Raw genomic sequence first — 25653 nt, forward strand, 5'->3', positions numbered from 1 at the left:
GGAGACCCCGGAGAACAATTGTGCGCTTTCACAACTCGATGATCAGTCTGGTCGGCAATACCCCGCTGGTGAAGCTGAACAACGTGACCGAGGGGATCCAGGCGACCGTCCTGGCCAAGGTCGAGTACTTCAACCCCGGCGGCTCGGTGAAGGACCGCATCGCCGTGCGCATGATCGAGGCGGCGGAAGAGAGCGGCGCGCTCCTCCCCGGCGGCACGATCGTGGAGCCGACCAGCGGGAACACCGGAGTCGGACTGGCGATCGTGGCCCAGCGCAAGGGCTACAAGTGCATCTTCGTCTGCCCGGACAAGGTGTCGACCGACAAGATCAACGTCCTGCGCGCCTACGGTGCCGAGGTCGTCGTCTGCCCCACCGCGGTCGACCCCGAGCACCCGGACTCGTACTACAACGTGTCCGACCGGCTGGTCCGGGAGACCCCGGGCGCCTGGAAGCCCGACCAGTACTCCAACCCGAACAATCCCCGCTCGCACTACGAGACCACCGGTCCCGAACTGTGGGAGCAGACCGACGGGAAGATCACCCACTTCGTGGCGGGCGTGGGCACCGGAGGCACGATCTCCGGGACCGGCCGCTATCTGAAGGAGGTCAGCGACGGCGGGGTGCGGATCGTCGGCGCCGACCCCGAGGGCTCCGTCTACAGCGGCGGCTCCGGCCGCCCCTACCTGGTCGAGGGCGTCGGCGAGGACTTCTGGCCGACCGCGTACGACGCGTCCGTCACGGACGAGATCGTCGCCGTCTCGGACAAGGACTCCTTCCAGATGACCCGCCGCCTCGCCAAGGAGGAGGGACTGCTGGTCGGCGGCTCCTGCGGAATGGCGGTCGTCGCGGCCCTGAAGGTCGCCGAGGGGCTCGGTCCCGACGACGTCGTGGTGGTCCTGCTGCCCGACAGCGGCCGCGGCTATCTCTCGAAGATCTTCAACGACGAGTGGATGGCCGACTACGGCTTCCTGGAGGAGGCCGGGCCCGCCGCGTCCGTCGGGGACGTACTGCGGCACAAGGAGGGCGGGAAGATCCCCAGCCTGGTCCATATGCACCCGGAGGAGACCGTCGGCGAGGCGATCGACGTGCTGCGGGAGTACGGCGTCTCCCAGATGCCGATCGTCAAGCCGGGCGCGGGACACCCCGATGTGATGGCCGCCGAGGTCATCGGCTCCGTCGTGGAGCGGGAGCTGCTCGGCGCGCTCTACACCGGGCGCGCGACGCTGGGCGACCCGCTGGAGAAGCATATGAGCGCGCCGCTGCCGCAGGTCGGCTCCGGTGAGCCGGTGGCCGATCTGATGGCGGTGCTCGGCGACACGGCGAGCGCGGCGGACGCGGCGATCGTGCTGGTGGAGGGGAAGCCCAAGGGCGTCATCAGCCGCCAGGACCTGCTGTCGTTCCTGGCCGAGGGCGCGCGGTCGTAGCTTCAGGCACCCGGCCCGCTTCACCGGGATGGAACGAGGCTTTCACACAGCCGCAGCACCGGCTTAACACGGGGCGGGGAGAGTAGAGGTGTCGGTGGGGCCCCGGCCAGGGGACGGCCCCGCCGACACCAGACCGGCGTCTTGGACCCTCCGGAGCGGCTCCCGGACCCGAAGGCGCCAGGACGCGGCGCCGACCGGCCTTCACCGGCCGGTCCGTACGCGTCCGTACGCGGGGACCGCCGACGTCCCGTCTCCGGGCAGGCGGCCCGGAGGTGGCGGTCCCCGCGTATTTCCTTGCCGACCAGTCCCGGGCCGCGCGGCTCACCAACGCACGGCCCGGAAGCCTGAGAGCCCCGGCAGGGGGCCGGAGCGGCGGTGCTCAGCCGGAGTGCGCCCCGGCCGTCACGCCTCCCAGTCGGAGTCCGACTTCTCCTTACGGCTCCGGACCCGGTCGAAGAACCCGCGGCCCCGTGCCGCGTGGACGAAGTTCACCCCGACGATGCCGAGCCAGGTGACCACAAGACCACTGAATCCGGCGTTGACCACACCGATCGCGGTCAGCGGCACGGCCAGGATCATCGAGAGGATCCCGAAGCCGAACCGCTCGCCGAAGTTGGAGTCTTCCGGCTGCGACGGCCTGGTCCCCCGAGCCACCACCATCTGCTGCTCGGCGAGCTGGCGGCGGACCCGGCGGTCCACGGTGCCGTCCACGCGCTGCTCCACCTTCTCCAGAAAGGAGTCGACGAGCGCGGACTCGTACTCCTCGCCCAGATCACGGCGGGCGTGCAGGGTGGCGTCGAGTTCTTTCCTCAGCTCAGGATCGCGGGCTTCCATGCCGTCCAAACTACGGGCCCGCCGTCGCCGCTGTCAGTGGGGATACCCCCCGGACTTCCCCTATGGGAGGCCCCGGGTACCGGCGCCTCCCGGCCAGGTCAGCCCCCACCGGTCTGCATATAGTCATGCAGAGTTCCGGGCGGCTGAATAAGCTGGCGGAGTCCCGGCGCCGAACCGTTCGGGCCCTGGGGAGCAGGAGGACCAGGCATGACGGACAGCCCCGCCGCACGGTTGCAGCAGCTCTTCGAGGGGCACCGGCTCACCCCCACCCAGCGGCGGATCGCGCACAGCATGGTGCGCCGCGCCGCCGATGTGCCGTTCCTGTCGAGTGTGGAGCTGGCCCAGGTCGCCGGGGTCAGCCAGCCCTCCGTCACCCGGTTCGCCGTCGCGCTCGGCTTCGACGGCTATCCGGCGCTGCGCCGGCATCTGCGGGAGGTCGTCCCGCCCGGTGTCGTACCCGCGGTGGACGCCCTCAACGAGTACCAGCAGGCCGTCGGCGCCGAGATCGAGAACCTCCGGCGGCTGAGCGAGCTGCTGGCCGACCCCGCGCCGGTGGTCCGCGCGGCCGGGCTGCTGGCCGCGTCCCGGCCGCTGCCTGTGCTCGGGCTGCGGGCCGCTGCCGCGCAGGCGCGCGGTTTCGCGTACTTCGCGGGCAAGGTCCATCCCGACGTCCGCCTCCTCGACGAGGGCGGCACCCTGCTGGCCGACCGGATCGAGGACGCCCGGCACGCCGGTGCCACGGCCCTCCTCTGCTTCGCCCTGCCCCGGCACCCGCGCGAGGTGGTCGAAGCCCTCGGCTGGGCCCGGCGGGCCGGTCTGACCGTGGTCACCGTCGCGGACTCGGCCTTCGCGCCGGTCGCGGCCGCGAGCGATCTGCTGATCCCGGCCGCCGTCGGCACCGGCCTCTCGTTCGACACGGCGTGCGGGCCGATGCTGCTGGGCCGGGTGCTGCTGGAGGCGATGTGCGACGAACTCCCCGACGCGCAGACCCGGCTGGAGGAGTTCGACGCCAGGGCGGCGGCCCGGGGCCTCTTCGCCGAGTAGGCCCCGATCCCGGCCGGAGCGCCCGTTCTCAGGCGGCGCTCAGAAAGCAGGGCTAGGGTCTTTCTGACGGATCAGGCTGGGGTAGTGAGCGGGGTCTGGTGCCGTGGATCGCAAGGCGGAGGATTGAGCCACTGCGGTGGGGGTACCGCCCGCGCCGTTAGGCGCAGGGGGCCATTGGTGATTGACGACAACGCGGCGAGGCGCGGTGCCAGGGCACGCGAGCCCCAGCAAGATCCGTCAGACAGGCCCTAACCTCCCGGGGACGGGGAACCAAGGCATGTGGGAAGGAGCGGGGCGTGGGGCGCGGTGCGCAGTCGCTGGCGAGAGTGGCGGTCGTCGTACGGGCGGGGGCGGCGCCCCTGTGGTGGCTCGGGCTCCTGGGCGCCGCCGTCGGCGCGATGGTCCCGGGACTGACCGGCCGCCGGATCGGCCTGCTCGCCGGGGCTGCGCTGTTCATCGTGGCGCTCGCCGTCACCTGCGTCGTACGCCGCCGCCGCTATACCCACTTCGCGGCGGCGGCGACCCGGGCCGGGCGCGGTGACGTCCTCCAGGACCGTGCCGTCACCCTGCGGCTGCGCCGCCGGGCCATGCGCTGGTGGCTGCTCGGCGCCTTCGCCGCCGCCGTCGTCAGCTCCTTCGCCCTGCCCGGCACGCTGGGCCTGCTGCTGGCCGGGGCAGGCGCCGGGCTGTGGGCGAAGGCGCTGTGGCTCGGCCGCCTGGAGCGCGACACGGACCAGCTGCTGTGGCTGCGTACCGACTGGATCGGCCGGGGCGCCGTCGGCAAGCCGGTCAAGGGCTTCCGTACGACGGGTATCGCCGCGGGCGACGCGGCCCCGGGCGGCGCCCGCCGCCGCGCCCGCGGCTGATCCGCAGGCCCCCGGCCCGGGGGCCTCAGCAGGCGAGGCAGGGGACCGATACCGGTCCCGCCGGGCCCGCCGTGAGCAGGATCCTGACGCCCAGGGCGCCGCACTGCGCGCACGGTATCCGGGAGCGGCAGCGGAAGGCGAGGACGACCTCCCGGTCGACGTGGGCGGCCAGTTCGGCGTAGCGGGGGTCGACCCAGTCGGCGGAGTGGCCGTTGAGGTCTTCACCGGTCGTCATCGGGGACGTATCTCCTCGGGTGGTACGGGTCCTTCGTCAGACGCCGGGGTACGGGCTCCGGCGCGCGGGGCCGTCGACCAGGTGCCCGATGAGCGCGCCGGAGCGGCGCGCCTCCCGGTGCAGCCGGTCGATATTGACGCGCGGGCCCACGAGCAGGGTGAGTACGGCCTGGGAGCCCGCCGCGTAGGCGGCGACGTACCCCCGTTCGCCCCGGACCAGCAGTTCCTGGAAGCGGCCCTGGCCGCCCGCCTCCGAGAGCCGGACACAGACCCCGAGTGCGACGGCGGTCAGCGCGGCCACCCCCTCCGGGTTCCCGGCGTCGGCACCGAGCACCAGTCCGTTGGTGCCCGCCGCGAGGACGCCGGTCAGCTGTGGCATCCGCAGTCTCAGGCTTCTGAGCTCGGCGAGTACGTTCTCCTCGGCCGCCACCACGTGCCTCCTCCCCGCGCGCGGGTCCGCGCGCCACGGCCCGGTCGTACGGCGGTGACGAGCAGGCTACGCAACGTGGCGGTAGCCGGAAGGAGTTGTGGCATTTTCCATCGGAACATGCCCCGGGCCCGGTAGGGTGCCCGCCCCGAGGCGGCCGATCACGGCTCCAGCAGGGCGCCCGCCCGGTCGCCGCCGGACTCCGCGACGATCTCCGCCACCGTCTGTGCTTCCCGTACCACCGCGAACGACACCCCGGTCCCGGCTCCGGCTGCGGTTCCCGTCCCGGCTCCGGTCCCGGCCCCGGCCGTGCCGCCGGCGGTCCCCGTTCGGAAGCCGTACACCCCGACCCGGGGCAGGCTGTTGTAGCCGAAGTGGTTGGCGAAGTAGTACGCCCCCGTGTCCAGCGCCGCGACCACGTCGCCTTCCGCCAGCGGGGGCAACGGCCGCGCCCGCGCCAGGAGATCGCCCGCGAAGCACGCCGGGCCCGCCACGTCCTGCACCACCGGCGCGCCCTGCTTCGGCCGGCCCGAGCCGTCGTACGCCGCGATCCGCAGCGGCCAGGACTCCGGGTCGTACACCGTGCGGGTCGCGACCTGGACCCCCGCGTGGGTGAGCGCGATCGGCCGTCCGCCGGACACCTTCGCGTACTCGACCCGGCTGAGGATCAGACCGTGCTTGGCGAGCAGGGACCGGCCGAACTCGGTGACGATGCCGTACCGCCCGTCCAGCAGCCCGGGGACCCGCTCCGTCAGCAGCCGCGCGTACTCCGCGTACGTCGGCGTCTCCTCGTCGGAGCCGAAGTTGACCGGCAGTCCGCCGCCGATGTCGATGGTGTCGATCTGCCGCCGCCCGGCCGCCGCGTTGATCTCCTCGGCGAGCGCGTACACCTCCCGTACGCCCTCGGCCATCCGCTCCGCCGGTACGCCCTGCGAACCCGAGTGGGTGTGCAGCCGGGTCAGCCACGGCCGGTCCAGACACATCCGGACGATCGCCGCCCGCGCGCCCTCGTCGCGGAGCGCGAAGCCGAACTTGGAGGTGGCCGTCGCCGTCGAGAGCGCGCTGATCGCGCCCCCGCCGACCTGCGCGTTCACCCGGAGGCCGAGCGGGGAAGCGGTGGGCCCCGCGGCCAGCAGGGCGTCCAGTCTGGCCACTTCCGCCGTGTTGTCGGCGTTGACCGCGATACCCAGCGCGAGGGCCTCGCGCAGCTCGCCCGGGGTCTTCGCGGGGGAGTCCAGCACGATCCGGCCGGCCGGGACCCCGGCGGCACGGGCCAGCGCCAGCTCACCGGGGCTCGCCACCTCGGCGCCCACGCCCTCGGCGTTCAGCAGGGCCAGTACGGGGACCAGGGGTGCGGCCTTCACCGCGAAGGCGTGGAGGACGGGGGCGTCGGTGACGGCGGCGAAAGCCGCGTGGAGCGCGGCGGCCGAGGCCCGGATGCCCGCCGTGTCGAGGAGCGCGACGACCGGCTCCTCCTCGGTGAGCAGGCCCTGTTCGACGGCGGCGCGGACGGCGGCGTCCCGGCGGCGGGCGCGGTCGAGCGCCGTACGCGTCAACGGCGCCGCGTTCCCGTCCCGTACGTCCGGGCCCCCGTCTCGTACGTCCGGGCCGTCCGATACCGCACCCCCGTCGCGTCCGTCGTACCCCGGCCGTCCGTCCCGCCCATCGAGAGTCATATGGCCCAGCCAATCATCCGGTCCGTCTCCGGCGCGACTGTTGACTAGTTCTATTCATGAGATCAGGATGTGAATAGGTCGAGTCGGAGCGTTGGTCGCGTAGGAGGGCACACCATGTCAGGAGCCGCACCCGGAGCCGGGCCCCGTCCCGTCCGCGCCCCTCGCGGTACGGAGCTGACCGCCCTCGGCTGGCAGCAGGAGGCCGCCCTGCGGATGCTCCAGAACAATCTGGACCCCGAGGTCGCCGAACACCCCGACCGTCTCGTCGTCTACGGCGGCACCGGCAAGGCCGCCCGCGACTGGCGCTCCTTCGACGCCATGGCGCGCACCCTCACCACCCTCAAGGCCGACGAGACGATGCTGGTCCAGTCCGGCCGCCCGGTCGGGGTGATGCGGACCCATGAATGGGCCCCGCGCGTCCTGATCGCCAACTCCAACCTCGTCGGCGACTGGGCCACCTGGGAGGAGTTCCGCCGCCTCGAAGCCCTCGGGCTCACCATGTACGGCCAGATGACCGCCGGCTCCTGGATCTACATCGGCACCCAGGGCATCCTCCAGGGCACGTACGAGACCTTCGCCGCCGTCGCCGCCAAGAAGTTCGGCGGCAGCCTCGCCGGGACCATCACCCTCACCGCGGGACTCGGCGGCATGGGCGGCGCCCAGCCGCTCGCCGTCACCATGAACGACGGCGTCGCGATCTGCGTCGACTGCGATCCGCGGGCCGTCGAGCGCCGGATCGAGCACCGCTTCCTCGATGTCCGCGCCGACTCCGTCGAGCACGCCCTCCGGCTCGCCGTCGAGGCCCGCGACGCCCGCCGCCCCCTCTCGATCGGGCTGATCGGCAACGCCGCCGAGATACTGCCGCGGCTGCTCGCCGAGGGCGCGCCGATCGATATCGTCACCGACCAGACCTCCGCCCACGACCCGCTCGCCTATCTCCCCGCCGGCGTCGACTTCGCCGATATGGCCGACGCCGCCGCCAAGGACCCGGCCGGGTTCACCGACCGCGCCCGCCAGTCCATGGCCCGGCATGTGGAGGCGATGGTCGGCTTCATGGACGCGGGCGCCGAGGTCTTCGACTACGGCAACTCCATCCGGGGCGAGGCGAAACTCGCCGGATACGACCGGGCCTTCGCCTTCCCCGGCTTCGTACCCGCCTATATCCGTCCGCTGTTCTGCGAGGGCAGGGGCCCCTTCCGCTGGGCCGCGCTCTCCGGCGACCCCGCCGACATCGCCAGGACCGACCGGGCCATCCTCGATCTGTTCCCCGAGAACGAGTCCCTCGCCCGCTGGATCCGGCTCGCGGGCGAACGCGTCCGCTTCCAGGGCCTGCCCGCCCGGATCTGCTGGCTCGGCTACGGCGAACGCGACCGCGCCGGGGAGCGCTTCAACGACATGGTGGCGAGCGGCGAGCTGGCCGCGCCGCTCGCCATCGGCCGCGACCACCTCGACTGCGGCTCGGTGGCCTCCCCGTACCGCGAGACCGAGGCCATGCTCGACGGCTCCGACGCCATCGCCGACTGGCCGCTGCTGAACGCCATGGTCAATGTCGCGTCCGGCGCCTCCTGGGTCTCGATCCACCACGGCGGCGGTGTCGGCATGGGCCGCTCGATCCACGCGGGCCAGGTCACCGTCGCCGACGGCACCCCGCTCGCGGGCGAGAAGATCCGCCGCGTCCTCACCAACGACCCGGGTATGGGCGTCATCCGCCATGTCGACGCCGGATACGGGGGCGCGGAGGCGGTCGCCGACGAGAAGGGCGTACGGATCCCCATGCGCGAAGGCCCCGACCCCGGCCCCGGGGCCGGCACCACCGCGACCGGGGAGGCCGGCGCGTGACCGTACCCACCTCCGGCCCCTCCTTCCACACCATGTGGCGGGAGCTGGCCCCCATCGGCCGCGACGCGACGAGCGGCGGCTACCGGCGGCACGCCTGGACCGGCGCCGACACCGACTGCCGGGCCTGGTTCGCGGCGCAGGCCGCCGCCCGCGGACTCGTCTACGAGACCGACCGCAACGGCAACCAGTGGGCCTGGCTCGGCGACCCGGCGGCCGGGGACGCGGTCGTCACCGGCTCGCATCTCGACTCCGTGCCCGACGGCGGCGCCTACGACGGCCCCCTCGGCGTCGTCTCCGCCTTCGCCGCCCTCGACGAACTCCGCCGCCGGGGCGCCGAGTTCACCCGCCCGTTCGCCGTCGTCAACTTCGGCGACGAGGAAGGCGCCCGCTTCGGCCTCGCCTGCGTCGGCTCCCGGCTCACCGCGGGACAGCTCACCCGGGAGGCCGCGTACGCCCTCACCGACGCCGACGGGATCACCCTCCCCCGGGCCATGGAACACGCCGGGCTCGACCCGGACGCCATCGGCCCCGACCCGGAGCGGCTCGCCCGGATCGGCGCGTTCGTCGAACTCCACATCGAGCAGGGCCGCGCCCTCGACCGCACCGGCGACCGGATCGGCCTCGCCTCCGCGATCTGGCCGCACGGCCGCTGGCGCTTCGACTTCACGGGCGAGGCCAACCACGCGGGCACCACCCGGATCGCCGACCGCCGCGACCCGATGCTCGGCTACGCCGCGACCGTACTCGCCGCCCGCGCCGCCGCCGAACGCACCGGCGCCGTCGCCACCTTCGGCAAGGTCGCCGTCGAACCCAACGGCGTCAACGCCGTCCCGTCCCTGGTCCGGGGCTGGCTCGACTCCCGCGCCGCCGACCCCGAGACGCTCGCCGCCGTCGTCGCCGCCGTCGAGGAAGCGGCCCGGGAGCGGGCGGCCCGCGACGGGGTGGACGTGACGGTGGTACGGGAGTCGTTCACCCCGGTCGTCGAGTTCGGCCACGCCCTGCGCGACGAACTCGACCGGCTGCTCGGCGGCTCCGTACCCGTACTCGGCACCGGCGCGGGCCATGACGCGGGCATCCTCTCCGGCTCCGTACCGACCGCGATGCTCTTCGTCCGCAATCCGACCGGGGTCTCCCACTCCCCGGCAGAGTCGGCGGCCGAGGACGACTGCGTGGCGGGTGTCCTGGCCCTGGCGGACGTGGTGGAGGGGTTGGCGTGCGAGACGCGATGACGGCCGGCGGTACGGGACCGGGGGAGCGCGTCCTGTGGGCCGAGCACGCCTGGCTCGGCGACCACGTCGAACCCGGGGTCGCCGTCGGCGTCACGGCCGACGGCCGGATCGGCTCCGTCACCACCGGCGCCGACACCCCGCCGCCCGGCGCCCGTGTCCTGCGCGGACTCACCGTCCCCGGCCTCGCCAACGCGCACTCCCACGCCTTCCACCGGGCGCTGCGCGGCACCGTCCAGGTCGGCTCCGGCACCTTCTGGACCTGGCGCGAGGTGATGTACGGGATCGCCGCCCGGCTGACCCCGGACACGTACTACGCCCTCGCCCGCGCCGTCTACGCCGAGATGGCGCTCGCGGGTGTCACCGCCGTGGGCGAGTTCCACTATCTGCACCACGCCCCCGACGGCACCCCGTACGCCGACCCCAACGCGATGGGGCACGCGCTGATCGAGGCCGCGCGGGACGCGGGCGTACGGATCACCCTCCTCGACACCGTCTATCTGCACGGCGGCCTCACCGCCCGGGGACACACCCCGCCGACCGGCCCCCAGATCCGCTTCGACGACGGCTCGGCGGACGCCTGGTACGAGCGGTGGTCCCGGCTGCGGGAGCGGGACGACGAGTCCGGCGGGGTGCGGATCGGCGCGGCCGTGCACTCCGTACGGGCCTTCGCCGAGGCCGACGGCTACGCGGCCTTCGCCGACCGCACCGACGGCGTCCCCGTCCATGTCCACCTCTCCGAACAGCCCGCCGAGAACGAGGCGTGCCTCGCCGTCCACGGGGTCACCCCGGCCGGGCTCCTCGACCGCCACGGCTTCTGGAAGCCGACCACGACCGCCGTCCACGCCACCCATCTCACCGGCGACGACATCCGGATCCTCGGCTCCGCCGGGGCCGGGGTCTGTATGTGCCCCACCACCGAACGCGACCTCGCCGACGGCATCGGGCCCGCCGCCGACCTCGCGCGCGCGGGCAGCCCGCTCAGCCTCGGCAGCGACAGCCACGCCGTGATCGACATCCTCGAAGAGGCGCGGGCGATGGAGCTGGACGAACGGCTGCGGACCCGGAGCCGGGGCCACTGGACCGCCGCCGCCCTGCTGCGGGCCGCGTCCGGGGACGGGCACGCGGCGCTCGGCCGGCCCGGCGCGGGCCGGATCGAACCCGGCGCGCCCGCCGACCTGGCCACCGTCGCGCTGGACACCGTCCGCACGGCGGGCCCGGTGCCCCGGCTGGCGGCGGAGGCCGTGGTGTTCGCCGCGACCGCGGCGGACGTCCGGGACGTGGTCGTCGGCGGCCGGTTCGTCGTCGAGCACGGTGTCCACCGGTCCGTACCGGATACGGCGGGGGAGCTGGCGCGGGCGATCGCGGCGGTGCGCTCGTAAACCGTACGTACGTCCTGCCGAGAGGCCCGGCTTCTCGGCAGCAGGAAGCCGCCCCCATGGAGCCCCCCCGGAGCCCTCGCAAGGAGCCACCCGCGTGACCACCACCCTCATCACCGACATCGGCGTCCTCGTCACCAACACCCCCGGTCTCGGCGACGACTCCACCCCTCTCGGCCTCCTCCACGACGCGGCCGTCGTGGTCGACGCGGCGGACGGCCGGGTCGTCTGGGCGGGCCCGGCGGCGGACGCGCCCGACGCCGACGAGCGGTACGGCGCCGGAGGCCGCGCCGCGATCCCCGGCTTCGTGGACTCCCACTCCCATCTCGTCTTCGCGGGCGACCGCACCGCCGAGTTCAACGCCCGGATGTCGGGCCGCCGCTACGAGGCGGGCGGCATCAGGACCACGGTCGCCGCCACCCGGGCCGCGACCGACGCCGAACTCGACGCCAATGTCGCCCGCTATCTCGCCGAGGCCCTCCGCCAGGGCACCACGACCTTCGAGACCAAGTCCGGCTACGGGCTCACCGTCGATGACGAGGCCCGCGCGCTGCGGATCGCGGCCCGGCACACCGACGAGGTGACCTATCTCGGCGCCCATGTCGTCGCCCCCGAGTACGCCGACGACCCGGCCGGCTACGTCGACCTGGTGACCGGACCGATGCTGGACGCCTGCGCGCCCCACGCCCGCTGGGTGGACGTCTTCTGCGAGCGGGGCGCCTTCGACGGCGACCAGGCGCGGGCCGTCCTCACGGCGGGCGCCGCCAGGGGCCTCGTACCGCGTGTGCACGCCAATCAGCTGGGGCCGGGTCCCGGGGTGCGGCTCGCCGTGGAGCTGGGGGCCGCCAGCGCCGACCACTGCACCCATCTCACCGACGAGGACGTCGCGGCCCTGGCGGACGCGCGCGGTACGACGGTCGCCACACTCCTCCCGGGGGCGGAGTTCTCCACCCGGGCCGAGTGGCCGGACGCCCGGCGGCTGCTGGACGCGGGCGCGACGGTCGCCCTCTCCACGGACTGCAACCCCGGGTCGTCGTTCACCTCGTCCGTACCGTTCTGTATCGCCCTCGCGGTCCGGGACATGGGGATGACCCCCGACGAGGCGGTGTGGTCGGCGACGGCGGGCGGCGCGGCGGCCTTGCGGCGGACCGACATCGGCAGGCTGGCCGCCGGCGCCCGCGCGGACCTGGCCCTGCTGGACGCCCCGAGCCATGTCCATCTGGCCTACCGGCCCGGGGTGCCCCTGGTGCGCGAGGTGTGGCGGGCGGGGGTCAGGGTGCGGTGAGCCCGCCCGGGGCTCACCGCAGCAGGTGCGTGTACGCCTCCGCTCACCGCAGCAGGTGCGCGTACGCCTCCGGACGCTCCCGCAGATACTCCGCGAAGGACCGCGCGGGGCGGCCCGCCAGTTTGGCCACCGCGTCCGAGACCACCGCCAGCTCACCCGACGCGATGGCCTCGTACGAGGTCACCCACCCGGTGACCGCCCACTCCGGCGCCCCGAACGAGGCGCGGGACGCGTACGCCTCCTCCCGGCTCTCCGGGACATAGGTGACCGTCCGGCCCGCGAACCGCGACAGCTCGTCGGCGGCCTCTTCGAGGGTGATGGCCGCCGGACCCGTCAGGTCGTACACGGCGCTGTCGTGGCCCTCGCCGACGAGGACGGCGACGGCCGCGTCCGCCACGTCGTCATGCGCGACGGCGGACACCCGGCCGTGCCCCGCCGGACCCCGGATCACCCCGTCGGCGCCCGCCATCCCGGCGATCGACGCCTGGTAGAAGCTGTCCCGCAGGAACGTGTACCGCAGCGACGAGGCACGGATGTACTCCTCCGTGTACCAGTGGTCGCGCGCGAAGGTGAACGTCGACTCGGGACCGGCCCCCAGGAACGATACGTACACCACCCGGTCCACCCCGGCCGCGACCGCCGAGTCCAGGGCGATCTGGTGCTCCCGTACCCGGTTCGGGTCCTCGTGCCCGGAGACCAGGAAGAGCGTCCCGGCCCCGTCGCAGGCCCGCCGCATGCCCTCCTCGTCCCCGTATGACGCGATCCGCGCCGTGGAGCCCCCGGCCAGCTCGGGCAGCCGCCCCGGATCCCGGCCCACCAGCCGTACGGACACCCCCCGCTCGGCGAGCCGCCGGGCGACCCGCCCGCCGAGCTGACCCGATGCGCCCGTGACGGCGACGACGGTATCGACAGGGGCGGCTTCGGTCATGGCGAGGGTCCTTCCGGCGGGAACGGCGTACGAGCGGGCACGCGGGGGTACGCGTACGCGCCCAGTGTCGGCGACGATCGCCGCGCCCGCAGTCCGGACGGCCGTCCGGGGGTCCCCCGGACGGCGGGCCCGCCCCGCTCAGACGCCGTCGGCGGGAGCCGGCACCCGCGCCCGCAACGTCTCGAAGACCGCGTAGTAGTTCAGGTCCCCGTGCCCGGCCGCGATCGCGCCTTCGGCGATGTCCCGCAGCAGCCGGGGCTGGTCGTCGGGGACGCCGACCTCGCGGCTGGTACGGAGGATGTGCTCGATGGCGCCGAGGTTCATCCGCAGGGTGCCCAGGTCGCCGGGGTACTCGGCGCGGTCGAGACCGGGGGCACCGGCTCGGATGGACTCGGGGGAGAGGACGGCAGGGGCGAACCAGCCGAGGGCGAGTTCGGCGAAGTCGACCGCAGGTACACCCGCCGAGCCGACCAGCGCGGCGGCGTGCAGCCAGCCGTTCATCGTCGTGTACATCATCTCCAGCAGGGCGACGTTGTGGAGGACGGCGAGCCCCGGGTCGGGACCGAGGTAGCGGGGGTCCCCCAGGGCTTCCAAGGTCGTGAAGCGCGCGTCGAAGTGCTCGCGCGGGCCGCTGTAGAGGAAGACCGCGTGCGGGGAGCCGACCAGCGTCGGCGGCACCATGATCGCGCCGTCGAGGTAGTCGAACCCCCGGGACTCCGCCCAGTCCACGGCCGCCCGGGCCTCCTCGGGGGTGCCGGAGTTCAGATTCACCACCAGACGCCGGGCCCCTTCGGGGGCCTTGGCGTCGCCGAAGGCGTCGTACAGGGTCTCGTAGTCCCGGAGACAGACCACGACCACCTCGGCGGCGGCGAGCGCGTCGGCCACCGACCCGGCCCGGCGCGCGCCCCGCGCGACCAGGTCGTCGGCGCGGGCGGCGGTGCGGTTCCAGACGGTCAGGGGGTGGCCGGCGCGGAGATACGTCTCGGCGAGGACGATCCCCATCGGACCGAGCCCGACGACGGCGACAGGGGCGGGGGCCGGGGCCGGGGTGACGGCGGGGGAAGCATTGTCGTGCTGCGTTGTTGTCATACGGCGGAACCTAAAGTCTCACATCGGTGTGAGAGTCAAACGCGAGCGCGGACGGTGACCGGTATATGAGCATGAGGATCGGGGAGTTCGCCCGGCGGACCGCTACGAGCCAGCGGATGCTGCGCTACTACGAGGAGCAGGGCCTGCTGTGGCCCCGGCGCGGCAACGGGGGATACCGGGAGTACGCGGAGGAGGACGCCGACACCGTGCGCCGGATCCGGATGCTGCTGGCCGCCGGGCTCAATACCCGGACCATCGCCGAACTCCTGCCGTGCACCGTCGCCGACGGGGACCGGCTGGTACCGGCCTGCTCGGGGCTGCTGCCGGGCCTGGAGCGCGAGCGGGAGCGCATCGACCGGGCGGTGGCGGATCTGCTGGCGGCCCGTACGGCACTGGACGCGCTGGTCGCGGCGGCGCCGGGGGTCGACGAGAACGGCGCGGAGATCTGTCTCGCCCCGGTGTGATCCCATGACCGTCTCTCGCGGATCTCGACACTTGCCCCACAAGTGGAACGGTCACGTCTGCTTCCTCGTCTCCCTCGGCGCCAAGATGCGTGCCGGTGACGCCGGTTGACGCATTGTCATGTCTCATGAAGAGGTGAATTGTGAGGACGGGACTCTCGTCGAGAGCGTCGAGAAGGACGGCTCACGACCCCGGCCGCCGGAGACTGCGCGGGATCGTCGCGCAGGCCCTGGCCGGGACGATGGCGGCCGGACTGCTGACGGCGGGCGGCCTGATGGCCGCCGCGCCGGACGCGGTGGCCGCGCCGCAGGAGCCGCATACGGCCACGGAGGTCTATCTGACCAGTGTGAGCAACGGCGGGATGGTCAGGGCTCAGGGCTCTCCCGGCATGGTGACGCCGCCGAAGGGCGATGAGGACCATCAGCAGGTCCGGCTGGAGAAGCGGCCGAGCGGGAAGTACTGGATCACCCGGGGCGGGCAGTGCTTCACCCGGGCGCCCTATACCGATATGGCCATGACGGAGATGCGGGCCTGCGGGGACGAAACGGAGTTCACCTTCGACCCCCTGGGCGGCGAGCGGTTCCGGATCAAGACCTGGGACTCGCAGCAGAACCGGGAGCGGATGCTCCATTCGAGCCAGGTGGACGGCCGCGCGAACCTGCTGCCGACCCCGGCCCAGCCGAACAACGAGTACGCCTGGTACGTCACGCCGATCGACCCGCCGCGCGAGAACATCGGCTCGGTGCCGCACGAGGCCCGGACGTACGACCAGATGACCTATCTGACCACGCACAACGCGTTCTGGAACAGTGAGGACCTCTCCGCGCCGGGGATACCGGCACAGCCCCACTCGATCAGAACGCAGCTGAACGACGGCGTCCGGGGCCTGATGCTCGACGTCTACGACAACAACATCCACGGCAACACCCGGCTCTGCCACGGCAGCTGCCTGGACACCAATCGGGTGACCGAACCCATCCTGCGCGACATCGCCGACTGGATGAACCAGCCCCAGAACCAGCGGGAGATCGTCACGATCTTCCTCCAGGACGAGTCGACGTCGGCGAATCTGAAGAAGGACCTGGACGCCGTCCCGGGTCTGAACGGTCTGATCTTCGACCCGGTGGTGGAGGGGGTCGCGCAGAAGGGCTGGCCGACGGTCGGCGAGATGGCGAACAAGGGCAAGCGGCTGCTGATCTTCTCCAGCAAGGCCGATGAACGCCAGGGCTTCGGTGTCGCCCTCCAGTCGAGCTGGACGGTGGAGAACTACTGGGAAATGGGCATGCCCGGCTTCGACGCCGACTGGACCTGCCAGACCCGGTGGGGCAGCATCCCGCTCGTCCAGGAGGAGGAGAAGTTCCGGCGGTTGTTCGTGATGAACCACTTCCGGAAGTACCCCAGCGTGCCGACCGCCGCCAACGACAACTCCAAGCTGGCGAACCGGGCGGGCCGGTTCTGTATGCCCGCCGCGCGCAAGAAGCCGAACTTCTTCGCCGTCGACCAGTACACCTCGGGCAATCCGATGGCCGCGGTCACCGAGTTCCAGGGCTTCAGCTACCACGGTGACACCCCCGGCCAGGGCGGCAGCCCGACCTGGAAGGCGCCCCGGCTCGCCGTGATGCCGCTCGGTGACTCGATCACCCTCGGCGTCGGCAGCTCCACCTGTGCCGGGGGGACCCAGTACGAGCGGTGCGAGGGCTATCGCCGTATCCTCCGCGACCAGCTCGCGCCCCATACGAAGAACCTCGACTTCGTCGGCTCCCAACAGGCCGGCGCCCATCCCGACTCGCAGCACGAGGGCCACTCCGGCTGGATGATCGACGGCATCGCCGAGAACATCGACAACTGGCTGGTGGCGGCGAAGCCGAATGTCGTCACCCTGCACATCGGCAGCAACGACATCAACCGGGACCACGCGGTCCAGGACGCCCCCGCCCGGCTCGCCCGGCTGGTCAACCGGATCACCACGGCGTCCCCCGAGACCATCGTCCTGCTGGCCCCGATCGTGCCCAACAGCCGACCGGGCAAGCAGCCGCTGGTCGACGCGTACAACGCCGCCATCCCGGGCATCGTCGCCGCGGAACGGGCCAACGCGCGCAAGGTGGAGCAGGTCGACTTCAGTGCCATCACGGCCGCCGACCTCCAGGACGGACTCCACCCCAACAGCGCCGGGTACCAGAAGATGTCCGACGCCTTCTACAAGGCGCTGGCCGCCACGGTCGCCAAGAACTGGCTCACCCCGGATGTGACGGTCACCCCGGGCCCGCCGATCGGATCGGGCGCGCCGCAGGGCGACTACGACGTGGACTACGACGGCGACGGCCGCGGGGACTATCTGGTTCTGGCGCCGAACGGCGCCGTGACCGCGCACCGCAACGATCCGAACAACCAGTGGACGAACCTCGGGCAGGTGGCCAACGGCTCGCCGAACTGGACCAAGGACGATGTGCGGTTCGCCGATATCGACGGTGACGGCCGGGCCGACTACCTGGTCCTCGGCCCGAACGGTTCGGTGCGGATGTACCACAACGGCGGCAACGGGCAGTGGACGGACCGCGGCAGCATCGCGAACGGGTCCGCCAACTGGACCAAGGGTGATGTGCGGTTCGCCGACTACGACGGCGACGGCCGCGCGGAGTATCTGGTCCTCGCGCCCAACGGCGCGACCCACGCCTACCGCTACACCGGCACCGGCACGTCCTGGACGTCGTTGGGCCAGGTGGCCAACGGCTCGGCCGCCTGGACCAAGGACGATGTGCGGTTCGCCGACTACAACGGTGACGGCCGGGCGGACTACCTGGTCCTCGGCGTGAACGGTGCCGTGACCGCGTACCGCAACGATCTGAACAACCAGTGGACGTCGTTGGGGCAGGTGGCCAACGGCTCGGCCGCCTGGACCAAGAGCGATGTACGGTTCGCCGACTACAACGGTGACGGCCGGGCGGACTACCTGGTCCTCGGCCCGAACGGTGCCGTGACCGTGCACCGCAACGATCTGAACAACCAGTGGACGTCGCTGGGCCAGGTGGCCAACGGCTCGCCCAACTGGACCAAGGCGGACGTCCGCGTCTGACGTCGCCCAGCCGTACCGCCCCGGCCAGGGGCGGTACGGCAACCCCCGGCTATGCCAGCTTCCGCTTCAGAAGGCGGCTGACCGGCGTTTCGACGAACCGGGCCACCAGATACGAGACCACCAGCATCCCGGCCGTGACGGACCCCACGAGCACCCATGGACCGACGCCCCGCCCGCCGAAGTAGTGGATCAGCTCCCAGCCGATGACCTGGTGGAGCAGATACAGCGGATAGGTGAGCGCGCCCGCGACCGGCAGCCAGCGCCACTTGATCCACGAGAGCCTGCGGGTAGCGATCAGGGCCATCAGCCCGAAGAAAGTCGCCATGACGGCCGTCACCGGCCACACCTCCTTCACCGCGAGGAACGTCAGGTGCTGGAACTCGTCGATCGTGGGCCCCAGGGACGCCAGGAACGAGACCCCGACGATGCCGAAGAGCATCAGGTTGGGCCGGAACCTGTACATCAGATAGAACGCCATGCCCGCGATGAAGAACCAGCTGTACTCGGGGATCAGCAGCAGCCGCAGCGGCCCGTGCGGGGCCTCGGCGACCAGGAGCGTGGCCGCGCCCCAGACGCAGCAGAAGAGGATCACCCGCCGGTAGGTGAGCCCGAACCAGGCCACGATCAGGAAGAGCAGATAGAACCGCAGCTCGGTGAAGAGCGTCCAGTAGACGGTGTCGACATGCCGGACGTGCAGCGGCTGTTGCAGCATGGTCAGATTGACGAGTACATCGTTCGCGGGCAGCCGCCGCCGCCCGCCCGGGACCACCATCAGGGTGACCGTGGTGGCGACGACCGCGAACCAGTACGCGGGGTAGAGCCGGACCACCCGGGAGATGAAGAAGCTCTTCACCGGACGTCCCCAGGCGCTCATACAGATCACGAAGCCGCTGATCACGAAGAAGATCTGGACCCCGAGATAGCCGTACGCGGTGAAGCGGTAGATCTCCGGGAAGACGTCCTTCACCGGCATCTGCCAGCTGCCGCCGCGGGCCGTGTAGTGGTACAGCACCACCATCAGCGCGGCGGCGATCCGCAGCCCGTCGAGAACGTACAGCCGCTCGTGCGGCCGGCGCTGCCCGGCGTCCGGAGGCAGGGTCGCCGACGGCTGCTTTCTGTGCCGCCCGCCCGGCAGGGCCGCGAGATGCGCCGCTGTGCGTCCCGTATGACCGACCCGCACAGAAGACTGTGAAGGGTGGGTTTCATGAGGTACACGATGTGCTGATTCAGTAAATGTAGGCATTCGTCGCACTCGCACTTCTCCGCGGGTACACAGGGAATCTGCTGACAAGGAACCCGGCCCTCGTATCCGGTGTACGAGGACCCGCCGCCGCCCGTCGGTGATCCGGTCACCGACGGGTGTCGGCTGCCCGTGCGTCGGCGGATCATTCCGGTGTGATCGGCTGCTGCGGGCGATGCACTGGTTCGACCTGCGACACGTCCCGACGGTTGTGCATCACTACGCGATCATTTGTGCGACCGGCGACTGTCTGTGCGTCTGTCTGTCGATATGCGACGGAGGTCGAAGGCTCAGCGCGCGAGCGGACAGTGGAATTCGGGCCGCGCGCGGTTGGGGGAGCAGGTGACGACGGCGATGGAGCGGAAGAGGGTGCCGTCGAGATAGAATCCCAGCGATACGTCCCCACCCCACGCCAGTCGCTCCACCGCATCCCGGACGAGCCGGTCCGCCCGTTCGGGGTACGGTCCTTCCGCGAGCCGGGTGGCCAGCCAGCCACCCGCGTCCTCGGGCCCGTCCCAGGTGCCCCGAACCAGTGCCGCGGGCTTCATCAACCAGGACGCGATCTCCACGGGTGGTACTCCGGTGACGGCGAACTCGGCCACGACCTCGCGATACCGCTCCTCCAGCCGTCGCCCGGCACCGTCCCCGGTGACCGGCGGTGGCTCGTGGTACGGAGGGCGCCGTACCGCCTCGTCGTCGAAGAACCTCTTCTCCCCGGTCCAGCTGTAGCCGTGGTGGTGCACGACGGCCTCTCGTGTCGTTCGGCGGCGGAGGCGGCGCGGACGGGCCGCTCGGACGGCCCCGCCCGCCGCGCGGGGCGACCGGCGGGGCCGTGGTCATCGGCCGGGGCCGTCAGGCGGAGAGCCCGAACCGCGCCGGATCGATCCCCGCGGCGTACAGCTCCGCCGAAGTGAACCGCAGCGGCGGCAGGCCGGGCCGCTTCGTGTCCCCGAGCGCCCAGGCGTCCGCCCCGATCCGGGCGAGCTCCACACAGGACTCCCCGTCGGGGTGGGTGCTACCGCCGCATGCGGTGCTGAAGGTGACGCCGTCGAGGGAAAGTGCGTACAGATCGGTCATCGTTGCTGCCCTCCTGAACCATGCGGGGACGGCCTGCAGCCGTCACGGTCGCCGCGGAACGACCGTAGGGAGGGCCGGATACGGATGGCCACGAAGTTGCACCACCTTGCACGGAGTCACCCGAGCGCGTTGACGGCCTCGGAGATCAGCGCCCGGGCGGACGTTCCGTACACGGCGATACGGGAGAGGTCCGAGAACGCGCCGGCATAGGTGCCGATCTCGCTCGGCGCCGTGATGTTCACCGCCGCCGTCAGCAGCTCCACACTGACCTGGTCGTCGTCGAACAGGTAGAAGGCCTCCAGCGGCCACATCCGGCGCCCGGCCGTGAAGGGGATGACTCCGAGGCTCACATTCGGCAGGGCCATGACCGCGAGCAGGTAGCCGAGCTGCCCGGCCATCGTCGCGGCGTCACCGATCCGATAGCGGAGGACCGTTTCCTCGATGAGGAAGGCGAACCGGTGGTCGCCCCGGTGGAGCACGCCGGAGCGTTCGACGCGCACGGCGGCGGCGCTCGTCGCGTCGTCCGGCGTGCCCTGGAACGCGGCGATCGTGGACAGCAGGGCCGTCGCGTACGCCTCCGTCTGGAGGACACCGGGTACGAGGTTGGAGCAGTAGACGCGCAGCCGCCCGGTCCGTTCGTACAGCGGCAGTACCTCTTCCTGCGCACGACGCATGCCGTGCCGGTGCAGTTTGCGCCAGTGCACCCACATCTCGTCGGCCCGGCGGTTCGCCGCGACCAGGTCCTCGGTCTGGTCCCGGGCCCCGCACGCGAGGCACCAGGCGCGGATGTCGGCGTCGGACGGCGGGGTCTTCGCCCCTTCGATCCGGGACGACTTCGCCGGGCTCCAGCCACATCTCAGGGCCAGCTCCCGCCCGGTCAGCCCGGCCTCGCGCCGCAGGCCGCCCAGGCGCGCGGCGATGGATTCGCGGGCGGCCTGGGCACTGGAGGACGGAGACGGGGCCATGAGGCTGCTTCAGGACTCCCCGTGCTCCACCGGTGCGACCGAGTAGGCCTCGTGCGGGACACCCCGGGCCCAGACCGTGTCGAAGGCGACTGTGGCCATCCCGGCGACGGACGGCTCCTCCCGCAGCTCCCAGCCCGGCTCCGACCAGGATCCGTCGCCGGTGAAGTGGTTGAACAGGACGATCTCACCGTCGAACACCCAGCAGTCGTTGCCGGGCAGCGGGATGTCCGACGCGAGCCGTCTGGGGAGCCAGCGGACCTGCTCGCCGGCCTGGATGTTGACCGAAGTGCCGGCGTGCTCGTAGCGGATGTACTCCGTGACGGGTTCGGAGACCACGCGGGCCCGCCGGACGGACACCCCTCGTGCGACGGTCTCGCGGATCAACTCGACCCAGGGGGCCCAGTACGCGGACGAGGGGTCCACATCACGTACCCCCGTCCGCCGCCATCGCTCGAAGTCCGCGGTCTCGTCGCCGACGCCGTAGGAGTCGCGCATCTCCAGGTGGACGGCCGAATGCCGGGCCGCGGCGAGCAACTCGTCAAACGTCGGTTCCCTCTGCGACATCACACGCCTTCCTGAGCATCGGCACCATCCGGACCGGAATGCGGATGACCGCTTCGTGCGGCGGAATGCCCGGCGCGTGCCCCGGCACCTCGAACTCGGCGCAGCGCGCCCGCAGCTTCTTGCCCGGCTTCCAGCCCTGGAGCACCAGCTCCCGCTTCTTGGTGTCCACCCACACCGTGGGGGACCCGTGTTGTCCCGAGTCCGGATCCACCCCGATGAACCGCAGTGTCATGACTGCCTCCGGTGTCCGAGCGACTTGCGCCGTCTTGCACGAGAGTCGAGCCGGGGGCCGGTGATGTCAAGGAGGGACAGTCGGTTGTCGGCCACCGTCGAGCCGGTCGCTGTCCCGTAGCCGACCGGGGACGTCTCCGGCATTCCGAGCCGGGCGGGCCGCTGTGCGGGGAGCCGCGCCGCCGTGGGGCGGCGCGGCTCCGGTTCGCCGGATCAGTACATCAGGCGGTAGGTGTTCCAGCCGCTGGTGCCGATCTTGGCCATGGGCTTGAACGGCTTGGCGGTGGTGCCGGTGCCCGAGTAGCGGAAGAGCGCGCCGGCCTTGTCGCGGGCGATCAGGTCGCTCTTGCCGTCGTTGTCGAGGTCGCCGACGCCGGCGAGGTAGTTGAAGGTGTTCCAGCCGCCGCCGATCTTGACGCGGGGCTTGAAGGGCTTGTTGTAGTCGCCGCTGCCCGGGTGGATCCACAGGACGCCGGACTTGTCGGCGGTGACGATGTCGGCCTTGCCGTCGCCCGTCAGATCGCCGACACCGGCGATGTGCTGGTAGATGTTCCAGCCGGAGCCGATCTTCTTGCGCGGGGCGACCTTGCCGTTGGCGTACCCGAGGTAGAGCCAGAGGTCGCCCGCCTTGTCCCGGGCGATCAGGTCGGCGCTCGCGGCGCCGCCGAGGTTGCCGGGGGAGATGACCTTGTTGAAGATGTTCCAGCCGCCGCCGACCGTGATGGCGGAGGTCGGGGTGGCGTAGTCGAGGGTGCCGTCGCTGAACCAGAGCCAGACGGACTCCGCCTTGCCGTCGCCGTCGTTGTCCGCCTGGGCGGCGTTGCTGACGGTCTCGCCGCCGGTGGCGATGTGGTGACGCGGCCCGTAGCCGCCCCGGCCGTCGGGCTCGTAGAGGTAGAGGTTGCCGCCGGAGAGTCCGCGCAGCCAGCGGTACTCGGCGGTGGCCGCCGCCTTGGCGGTGCTGCGGGCGCCGATTCGGTCCTGCTGAGCGAGCTGGGCCTGCTCGGCGGCGACGAAGGTGTCGGCGGGGGTCTTCGACGCGCCCGGGTTGTCGGCCGCGACGGCGCTCGTGCCGGTGGCGACGAGGGCGGCGGTGAGGGTGGCGACGGTGACGCGGGAGAGCGCGCCCGCGCGGTTGATCGATGCTGCCATGGTGGCCACTTCCGTGCGTGGGGAGGGATATGCGAGGAGCCGCACCCCTGGCGGGGGTGCGGCTCCTGAGGATTCAGCCGTCCGTCCCGCTGGGGGACGGGGTGGATCCGATCAGAACATCAGGCGGTAGGTGTTCCAGCCGCTGGTGCCGATCTTGGCCATGGGCTTGAACGGCTTGCTGGCGGTACCGGTACCGGAGTAGCGGAAGAGCGCGCCGGCCTTGTCGCGGGCGATCAGGTCGCTCCGGCCGTCCATGTCGAGGTCGCCGACGCCGACCAGGTAGTTGAAGGCGTTCCAGCCGCCGCCGACCTTGACACGAGCGTTGAACGGCTTCTTGTAGTCACCGCTGCCCGGGTGGACCCACAGGACCCCGGACTTGTCGACGGTGACGATGTCGGCCTTGCCGTCGTCGGTGAGGTCACCGACACCGGCGATGTGGTTGTAGATGTTCCAGCCGGAACCGACCTTCGCCTTGGGCGCGACCTTGCCGTTGCCGTAGCCCAGGTAGAGCCACAGGTTGCCGGAGCCGTCCCGGGCGAGCAGGTCGGCGCCCGCGGCACCGCCGAGGTTGCCGGGGGACATCACCTTGTTGAAGGTGTTCCAGCCACCACCGATGTAGACACCCTCGGGGTTCTCGCCGGAGCTGTAGCCCATACCCCCGGAGGTGTCCCAGGACCAGACGTCGTCGGCCAGGCCGTCGCCGTCGTTGTCGGCCTGGACGGCGTTCTTGAGCCACTGGAGGTCGAAGTCCCAGAACTCACGGGCTTCGTAGCCGCCGCTGCCGTTGGGGATGTACCCGTACAGGTCCCCGCCGGACAGGCCCTGCAAAACGCGGAACTCGGCGGCGGCGCCGGACTTGGCCGTGCTCCGGCCGCTGACGCCCTTCTTCTGCTGCTGCTTCTTGATCGACTTGGCGATCTCGGAGGCCGCGGTGGCGGCCGTCGACGAGGTGTTCTTGGTGGTGCCCGGGTTGTCGGCCGCGACGGCGCTCGTGCCGGTGGCGACGAGGGCGGCGGTGAGGGCGGCGACGGTGACACGGGACAGCGCGCCCGTGCGGTTGAAGGCAGTCTTTGCCATTAAATGCCACTCCGAAAGAGTTAGGGAGTGAACTTCCCCCCTGGAAGGTTCACTACGTTTGTCTATCTTTCCATGCGTTTCATATAGGTCAACCCATTTGAAAGGGTTGTGAATCACAGGACATATCGGTCTCGACGGTCGATGAGGACTCGGAGGCCGTGGAGGGTCCCGTCCCGAACGCGCATGGAAGGCGTACGGTCGAACGGATCCGGCCGCGTCGTACTAGTGACGACGGTTCACCTTAAGGCGTTGGTTCCGGTGATAAGCACGGAATATCCGTCACCACGGTGATATCCCCCGGACCGAGGTCCCGGGCGGCGCCCGATCATGAAGAAGTACCCCTTGCTGAATCCCCCGTTGACACCCGCCGGTCCACGGCCACGGGCCGCCCCTCGGTCGGGTGGCCGACCCGGAAACCGGGCCGACACACAGATACGACCCCCGTGGGTGCCGGAGGGTTGTACGCCTTCTTCAAGATTTTTTCCGGGACCGCGCAACGGCGGAGGCCGCGCCCCGGCAGGGGAGCGGCCTCCTGTCGTACCCGGCCGGTCCCGGGTGGAGTCGTCGGTCAGAAGATCAGGCGGTACGTGTTCCAGCCGCCGGTGCCGATCTGTACGCGGGGCGCGTAGGGCGCGGTCGCGCTGCCTGTGCCGGAGTAGCGCCACAAGGCGCCCGCCTTGTCACGGGCAGCGAGGTCGTTGATGCCGTCGCTGTCGAGGTCGCCGACGCCGACGATGTCGTTGTAGACGCCCCATCCGCCGCCCACCCGGACACGGGGCTTGAACGGGGCCTCGTGGTTGCCCGTCCCCTGGTGGAGCCAGAGGACTCCGCTGGTGTCGACGGCGACGACATCGTCCTTGGCGTCACCGCTGACGTCGTCGAGCCCGGCGATGTGGTCGTAGATGTTCCAGCCGTCGCCGACCTTGGCGCGCTGGGCGACCCGGCCGTCGCCGTAGCCGAGGTAGAGCCAGAGGGCGCCCGCCTTGTCCCGGGCGAGGAGGTCGGCGCCCGCCGCGCCGCCCAGGTTGCCGGGGGAGAAGACCTTGTCGTAGATGTTCCAGCCGCCGCCGATCCGCAGGCCGCCCGCCTCACGGGACTCGTACATCAACAGGCCGGTGTTGTCCCGGACCCACCGGTCGTCGCTCAGACCGTCGCCGTCGTTGTCGGCCTGGGTGGCGTCGACGACGTTCTCCCATCCGCCCTCGAAGAACCGCCGGGAGCCGTAGCCGCCGTCGTTGTCGGGGATGTACTCGTACAGGCTTCCGCCGGAGACGCCGTGCAGGGTGCGGTACTCGGCGGAGATGTCGCTCTTGGCCGCCGCGGTCTTCGTCGTCGCGCTCTTGTTGCCCGGACCGCCCGGGTTGTCGGCCGCGACGGCGCTCGTGCCGGTGGCGACGAGGGCGGCGGTGAGGGCGGCGACGGTGACACGGGACAGGGCGCCCGTACGGTTGATGCCAGCTTTTAGCATGAAATAACGCTCCGAAATGGTGCTGAAGAGACGGCCTCTCCCGGGACGGGGGGCCGTTGTGCGGGGTGGGGGTGGGTGGGTGGGGGGGGGCGC

At 71.7% G+C, this 25653-nt stretch carries 24 protein-coding genes; 9 read left to right on the top strand and 15 right to left on the bottom strand.

Annotated features, from left to right (window positions below; genetic code table 11):
• Positions 1–20: 20 nt before the first annotated feature.
• Positions 21–1424, top strand: coding sequence for a cystathionine beta-synthase (locus ACFXG1_RS12150; protein ID WP_384723387.1), 1404 nt, complete (start codon positions 21–23; stop codon positions 1422–1424).
• Positions 1425–1826: 402 nt separating this feature from the next.
• On the opposite strand, the gene ACFXG1_RS12155 is transcribed toward ACFXG1_RS12150, so the two are convergent.
• Complete coding sequence (locus tag ACFXG1_RS12155) at positions 1827–2258, bottom strand: hypothetical protein (RefSeq protein WP_384723399.1); 432 nt, start codon at positions 2256–2258, stop codon at positions 1827–1829.
• 207 nt (positions 2259–2465) lie between these two features.
• On the opposite strand from ACFXG1_RS12155, the gene ACFXG1_RS12160 reads away from it, so the two are divergent.
• Positions 2466–3302 carry a MurR/RpiR family transcriptional regulator gene (locus ACFXG1_RS12160; RefSeq protein WP_384723396.1) on the top strand — a complete coding sequence of 279 codons (837 nt, stop codon included), beginning with the start codon at positions 2466–2468 and terminating at the stop codon, positions 3300–3302.
• A 296-nt stretch (positions 3303–3598) separates the two neighbouring features.
• A complete protein-coding gene (locus ACFXG1_RS12165) occupies positions 3599–4168 on the top strand; it encodes a hypothetical protein (protein ID WP_384718922.1) in 570 nt (189 codons plus the stop codon).
• A gap of 25 nt (positions 4169–4193) precedes the next feature.
• On the opposite strand, the gene ACFXG1_RS12170 is transcribed toward ACFXG1_RS12165, so the two are convergent.
• The 3 genes from ACFXG1_RS12170 to ACFXG1_RS12180 form a co-directional block, all read right to left on the bottom strand.
• Positions 4194–4403 carry a hypothetical protein gene (locus ACFXG1_RS12170; protein WP_384718924.1) on the bottom strand — a complete coding sequence of 70 codons (210 nt, stop codon included), beginning with the start codon at positions 4401–4403 and terminating at the stop codon, positions 4194–4196.
• A gap of 36 nt (positions 4404–4439) precedes the next feature.
• Positions 4440–4832, bottom strand: coding sequence for a roadblock/LC7 domain-containing protein (locus tag ACFXG1_RS12175; RefSeq protein WP_384718926.1), 393 nt, complete (start codon positions 4830–4832; stop codon positions 4440–4442).
• A gap of 158 nt (positions 4833–4990) precedes the next feature.
• Positions 4991–6505 carry a diaminopimelate decarboxylase gene (locus ACFXG1_RS12180; protein WP_384718928.1) on the bottom strand — a complete coding sequence of 505 codons (1515 nt, stop codon included), beginning with the start codon at positions 6503–6505 and terminating at the stop codon, positions 4991–4993.
• 114 nt (positions 6506–6619) lie between these two features.
• On the opposite strand from ACFXG1_RS12180, the gene hutU reads away from it, so the two are divergent.
• The 4 genes from hutU (at position 6620) to hutI (ending at position 12234) form a co-directional block, all read left to right on the top strand.
• Entirely contained in the window at positions 6620–8344 is a 1725-nt protein-coding gene (hutU, locus tag ACFXG1_RS12185; RefSeq protein ID WP_384718930.1) for a urocanate hydratase, read from the top strand.
• Between the two features lie 32 nt (positions 8345–8376).
• Entirely contained in the window at positions 8377–9573 is a 1197-nt protein-coding gene (locus ACFXG1_RS12190; protein WP_384742284.1) for an allantoate amidohydrolase, read from the top strand.
• Positions 9570–10952, top strand: a complete 1383-nt coding sequence (locus ACFXG1_RS12195) for a formimidoylglutamate deiminase (RefSeq protein WP_384720073.1) — start codon at positions 9570–9572, stop codon at positions 10950–10952. Before ACFXG1_RS12190 ends, ACFXG1_RS12195 begins: the two co-directional genes overlap by 4 nt.
• 94 nt (positions 10953–11046) lie before the next feature.
• The gene (gene hutI / locus ACFXG1_RS12200) at positions 11047–12234 is read left to right on the top strand and encodes an imidazolonepropionase (protein ID WP_384720071.1); all 1188 of its coding nucleotides are present in this window, start codon (positions 11047–11049) and stop codon (positions 12232–12234) included.
• Between the two features lie 43 nt (positions 12235–12277).
• Here the strand turns inward: hutI and ACFXG1_RS12205 are convergent, their stop codons facing one another.
• Both ACFXG1_RS12205 and ACFXG1_RS12210 read right to left on the bottom strand, forming a co-directional pair.
• Positions 12278–13162, bottom strand: a complete 885-nt coding sequence (locus ACFXG1_RS12205) for an SDR family oxidoreductase (RefSeq protein WP_384720075.1) — start codon at positions 13160–13162, stop codon at positions 12278–12280.
• Positions 13163–13300: 138 nt separating this feature from the next.
• Entirely contained in the window at positions 13301–14251 is a 951-nt protein-coding gene (locus ACFXG1_RS12210) for an NAD(P)-dependent oxidoreductase (RefSeq protein WP_384720210.1), read from the bottom strand.
• Between the two features lie 71 nt (positions 14252–14322).
• Here ACFXG1_RS12210 and ACFXG1_RS12215 point away from each other — a divergent pair, with 71 nt between their 5' ends.
• Together ACFXG1_RS12215 and ACFXG1_RS12220 are read left to right on the top strand one after the other, a co-directional pair.
• On the top strand, positions 14323–14715 hold the full coding sequence (locus tag ACFXG1_RS12215) for a MerR family transcriptional regulator (protein ID WP_384720216.1): 393 nt from the start codon (positions 14323–14325) through the stop codon (positions 14713–14715).
• Between the two features lie 140 nt (positions 14716–14855).
• Complete coding sequence (locus ACFXG1_RS12220) at positions 14856–17786, top strand: FG-GAP-like repeat-containing protein (protein ID WP_384742274.1); 2931 nt, start codon at positions 14856–14858, stop codon at positions 17784–17786.
• A 49-nt stretch (positions 17787–17835) separates the two neighbouring features.
• Here ACFXG1_RS12220 and ACFXG1_RS12225 read toward each other — a convergent pair whose 3' ends face one another.
• From ACFXG1_RS12225 to ACFXG1_RS12265, 9 genes are all read right to left on the bottom strand, one after another.
• Positions 17836–18966, bottom strand: coding sequence for an acyltransferase family protein (locus ACFXG1_RS12225; RefSeq protein ID WP_384722721.1), 1131 nt, complete (start codon positions 18964–18966; stop codon positions 17836–17838).
• Positions 18967–19316: 350 nt separating this feature from the next.
• Complete coding sequence (locus ACFXG1_RS12230; protein WP_384742276.1) at positions 19317–19769, bottom strand: hypothetical protein; 453 nt, start codon at positions 19767–19769, stop codon at positions 19317–19319.
• 109 nt (positions 19770–19878) lie between these two features.
• Positions 19879–20103, bottom strand: coding sequence for a DUF397 domain-containing protein (locus tag ACFXG1_RS12235; RefSeq protein ID WP_384721966.1), 225 nt, complete (start codon positions 20101–20103; stop codon positions 19879–19881).
• A gap of 116 nt (positions 20104–20219) precedes the next feature.
• Positions 20220–21068, bottom strand: coding sequence for a helix-turn-helix domain-containing protein (locus tag ACFXG1_RS12240; protein ID WP_384721963.1), 849 nt, complete (start codon positions 21066–21068; stop codon positions 20220–20222).
• A gap of 9 nt (positions 21069–21077) precedes the next feature.
• Positions 21078–21632 carry a DUF6879 family protein gene (locus tag ACFXG1_RS12245; protein WP_384721960.1) on the bottom strand — a complete coding sequence of 185 codons (555 nt, stop codon included), beginning with the start codon at positions 21630–21632 and terminating at the stop codon, positions 21078–21080.
• Entirely contained in the window at positions 21607–21864 is a 258-nt protein-coding gene (locus tag ACFXG1_RS12250; protein ID WP_384721958.1) for a hypothetical protein, read from the bottom strand. The genes ACFXG1_RS12245 and ACFXG1_RS12250 overlap by 26 nt, the downstream gene beginning before the upstream one ends.
• Before the next feature lie 212 nt (positions 21865–22076).
• Entirely contained in the window at positions 22077–23015 is a 939-nt protein-coding gene (locus tag ACFXG1_RS12255; RefSeq protein WP_384724341.1) for an FG-GAP repeat domain-containing protein, read from the bottom strand.
• A gap of 111 nt (positions 23016–23126) precedes the next feature.
• On the bottom strand, positions 23127–24092 hold the full coding sequence (locus ACFXG1_RS12260; protein ID WP_384742279.1) for an FG-GAP repeat domain-containing protein: 966 nt from the start codon (positions 24090–24092) through the stop codon (positions 23127–23129).
• 568 nt (positions 24093–24660) lie between these two features.
• A complete protein-coding gene (locus ACFXG1_RS12265) occupies positions 24661–25560 on the bottom strand; it encodes a hypothetical protein (RefSeq protein ID WP_384742281.1) in 900 nt (299 codons plus the stop codon).
• Positions 25561–25653: the final 93 nt, after the last annotated feature.

The sequence above is a fragment of the Streptomyces sp. NPDC059248 genome (genome assembly GCF_042753905.1).
Taxonomy (GTDB): Bacteria; Actinomycetota; Actinomycetes; order Streptomycetales; family Streptomycetaceae; genus Streptomyces.

Excerpts from the sequence above, each read along its gene's own strand:
- ACFXG1_RS12155 (WP_384723399.1), bottom strand. The coding sequence starts at position 2,258 with ATGGAAGCCCGCGATCCTGAGCTGAGGAAAGAACTCGACGCCACCCTG.
- ACFXG1_RS12160 (WP_384723396.1), top strand. The coding sequence starts at position 2,466 with ATGACGGACAGCCCCGCCGCACGGTTGCAGCAGCTCTTCGAGGGGCAC.
- ACFXG1_RS12170 (WP_384718924.1), bottom strand. The coding sequence starts at position 4,403 with ATGACGACCGGTGAAGACCTCAACGGCCACTCCGCCGACTGGGTCGAC.
- ACFXG1_RS12180 (WP_384718928.1), bottom strand. The coding sequence starts at position 6,505 with ATGACTCTCGATGGGCGGGACGGACGGCCGGGGTACGACGGACGCGAC.
- hutU (WP_384718930.1), top strand. The coding sequence starts at position 6,620 with ATGTCAGGAGCCGCACCCGGAGCCGGGCCCCGTCCCGTCCGCGCCCCT.
- ACFXG1_RS12190 (WP_384742284.1), top strand. The coding sequence starts at position 8,377 with ATGTGGCGGGAGCTGGCCCCCATCGGCCGCGACGCGACGAGCGGCGGC.
- ACFXG1_RS12195 (WP_384720073.1), top strand. The coding sequence starts at position 9,570 with ATGACGGCCGGCGGTACGGGACCGGGGGAGCGCGTCCTGTGGGCCGAG.
- ACFXG1_RS12205 (WP_384720075.1), bottom strand. The coding sequence starts at position 13,162 with ATGACCGAAGCCGCCCCTGTCGATACCGTCGTCGCCGTCACGGGCGCA.
- ACFXG1_RS12210 (WP_384720210.1), bottom strand. The coding sequence starts at position 14,251 with ATGACAACAACGCAGCACGACAATGCTTCCCCCGCCGTCACCCCGGCC.
- ACFXG1_RS12215 (WP_384720216.1), top strand. The coding sequence starts at position 14,323 with ATGAGGATCGGGGAGTTCGCCCGGCGGACCGCTACGAGCCAGCGGATG.
- ACFXG1_RS12235 (WP_384721966.1), bottom strand. The coding sequence starts at position 20,103 with ATGACCGATCTGTACGCACTTTCCCTCGACGGCGTCACCTTCAGCACC.
- ACFXG1_RS12240 (WP_384721963.1), bottom strand. The coding sequence starts at position 21,068 with ATGGCCCCGTCTCCGTCCTCCAGTGCCCAGGCCGCCCGCGAATCCATC.
- ACFXG1_RS12245 (WP_384721960.1), bottom strand. The coding sequence starts at position 21,632 with ATGTCGCAGAGGGAACCGACGTTTGACGAGTTGCTCGCCGCGGCCCGG.
- ACFXG1_RS12250 (WP_384721958.1), bottom strand. The coding sequence starts at position 21,864 with ATGACACTGCGGTTCATCGGGGTGGATCCGGACTCGGGACAACACGGG.
- ACFXG1_RS12255 (WP_384724341.1), bottom strand. The coding sequence starts at position 23,015 with ATGGCAGCATCGATCAACCGCGCGGGCGCGCTCTCCCGCGTCACCGTC.
- ACFXG1_RS12260 (WP_384742279.1), bottom strand. The coding sequence starts at position 24,092 with ATGGCAAAGACTGCCTTCAACCGCACGGGCGCGCTGTCCCGTGTCACC.
- ACFXG1_RS12265 (WP_384742281.1), bottom strand. The coding sequence starts at position 25,560 with ATGCTAAAAGCTGGCATCAACCGTACGGGCGCCCTGTCCCGTGTCACC.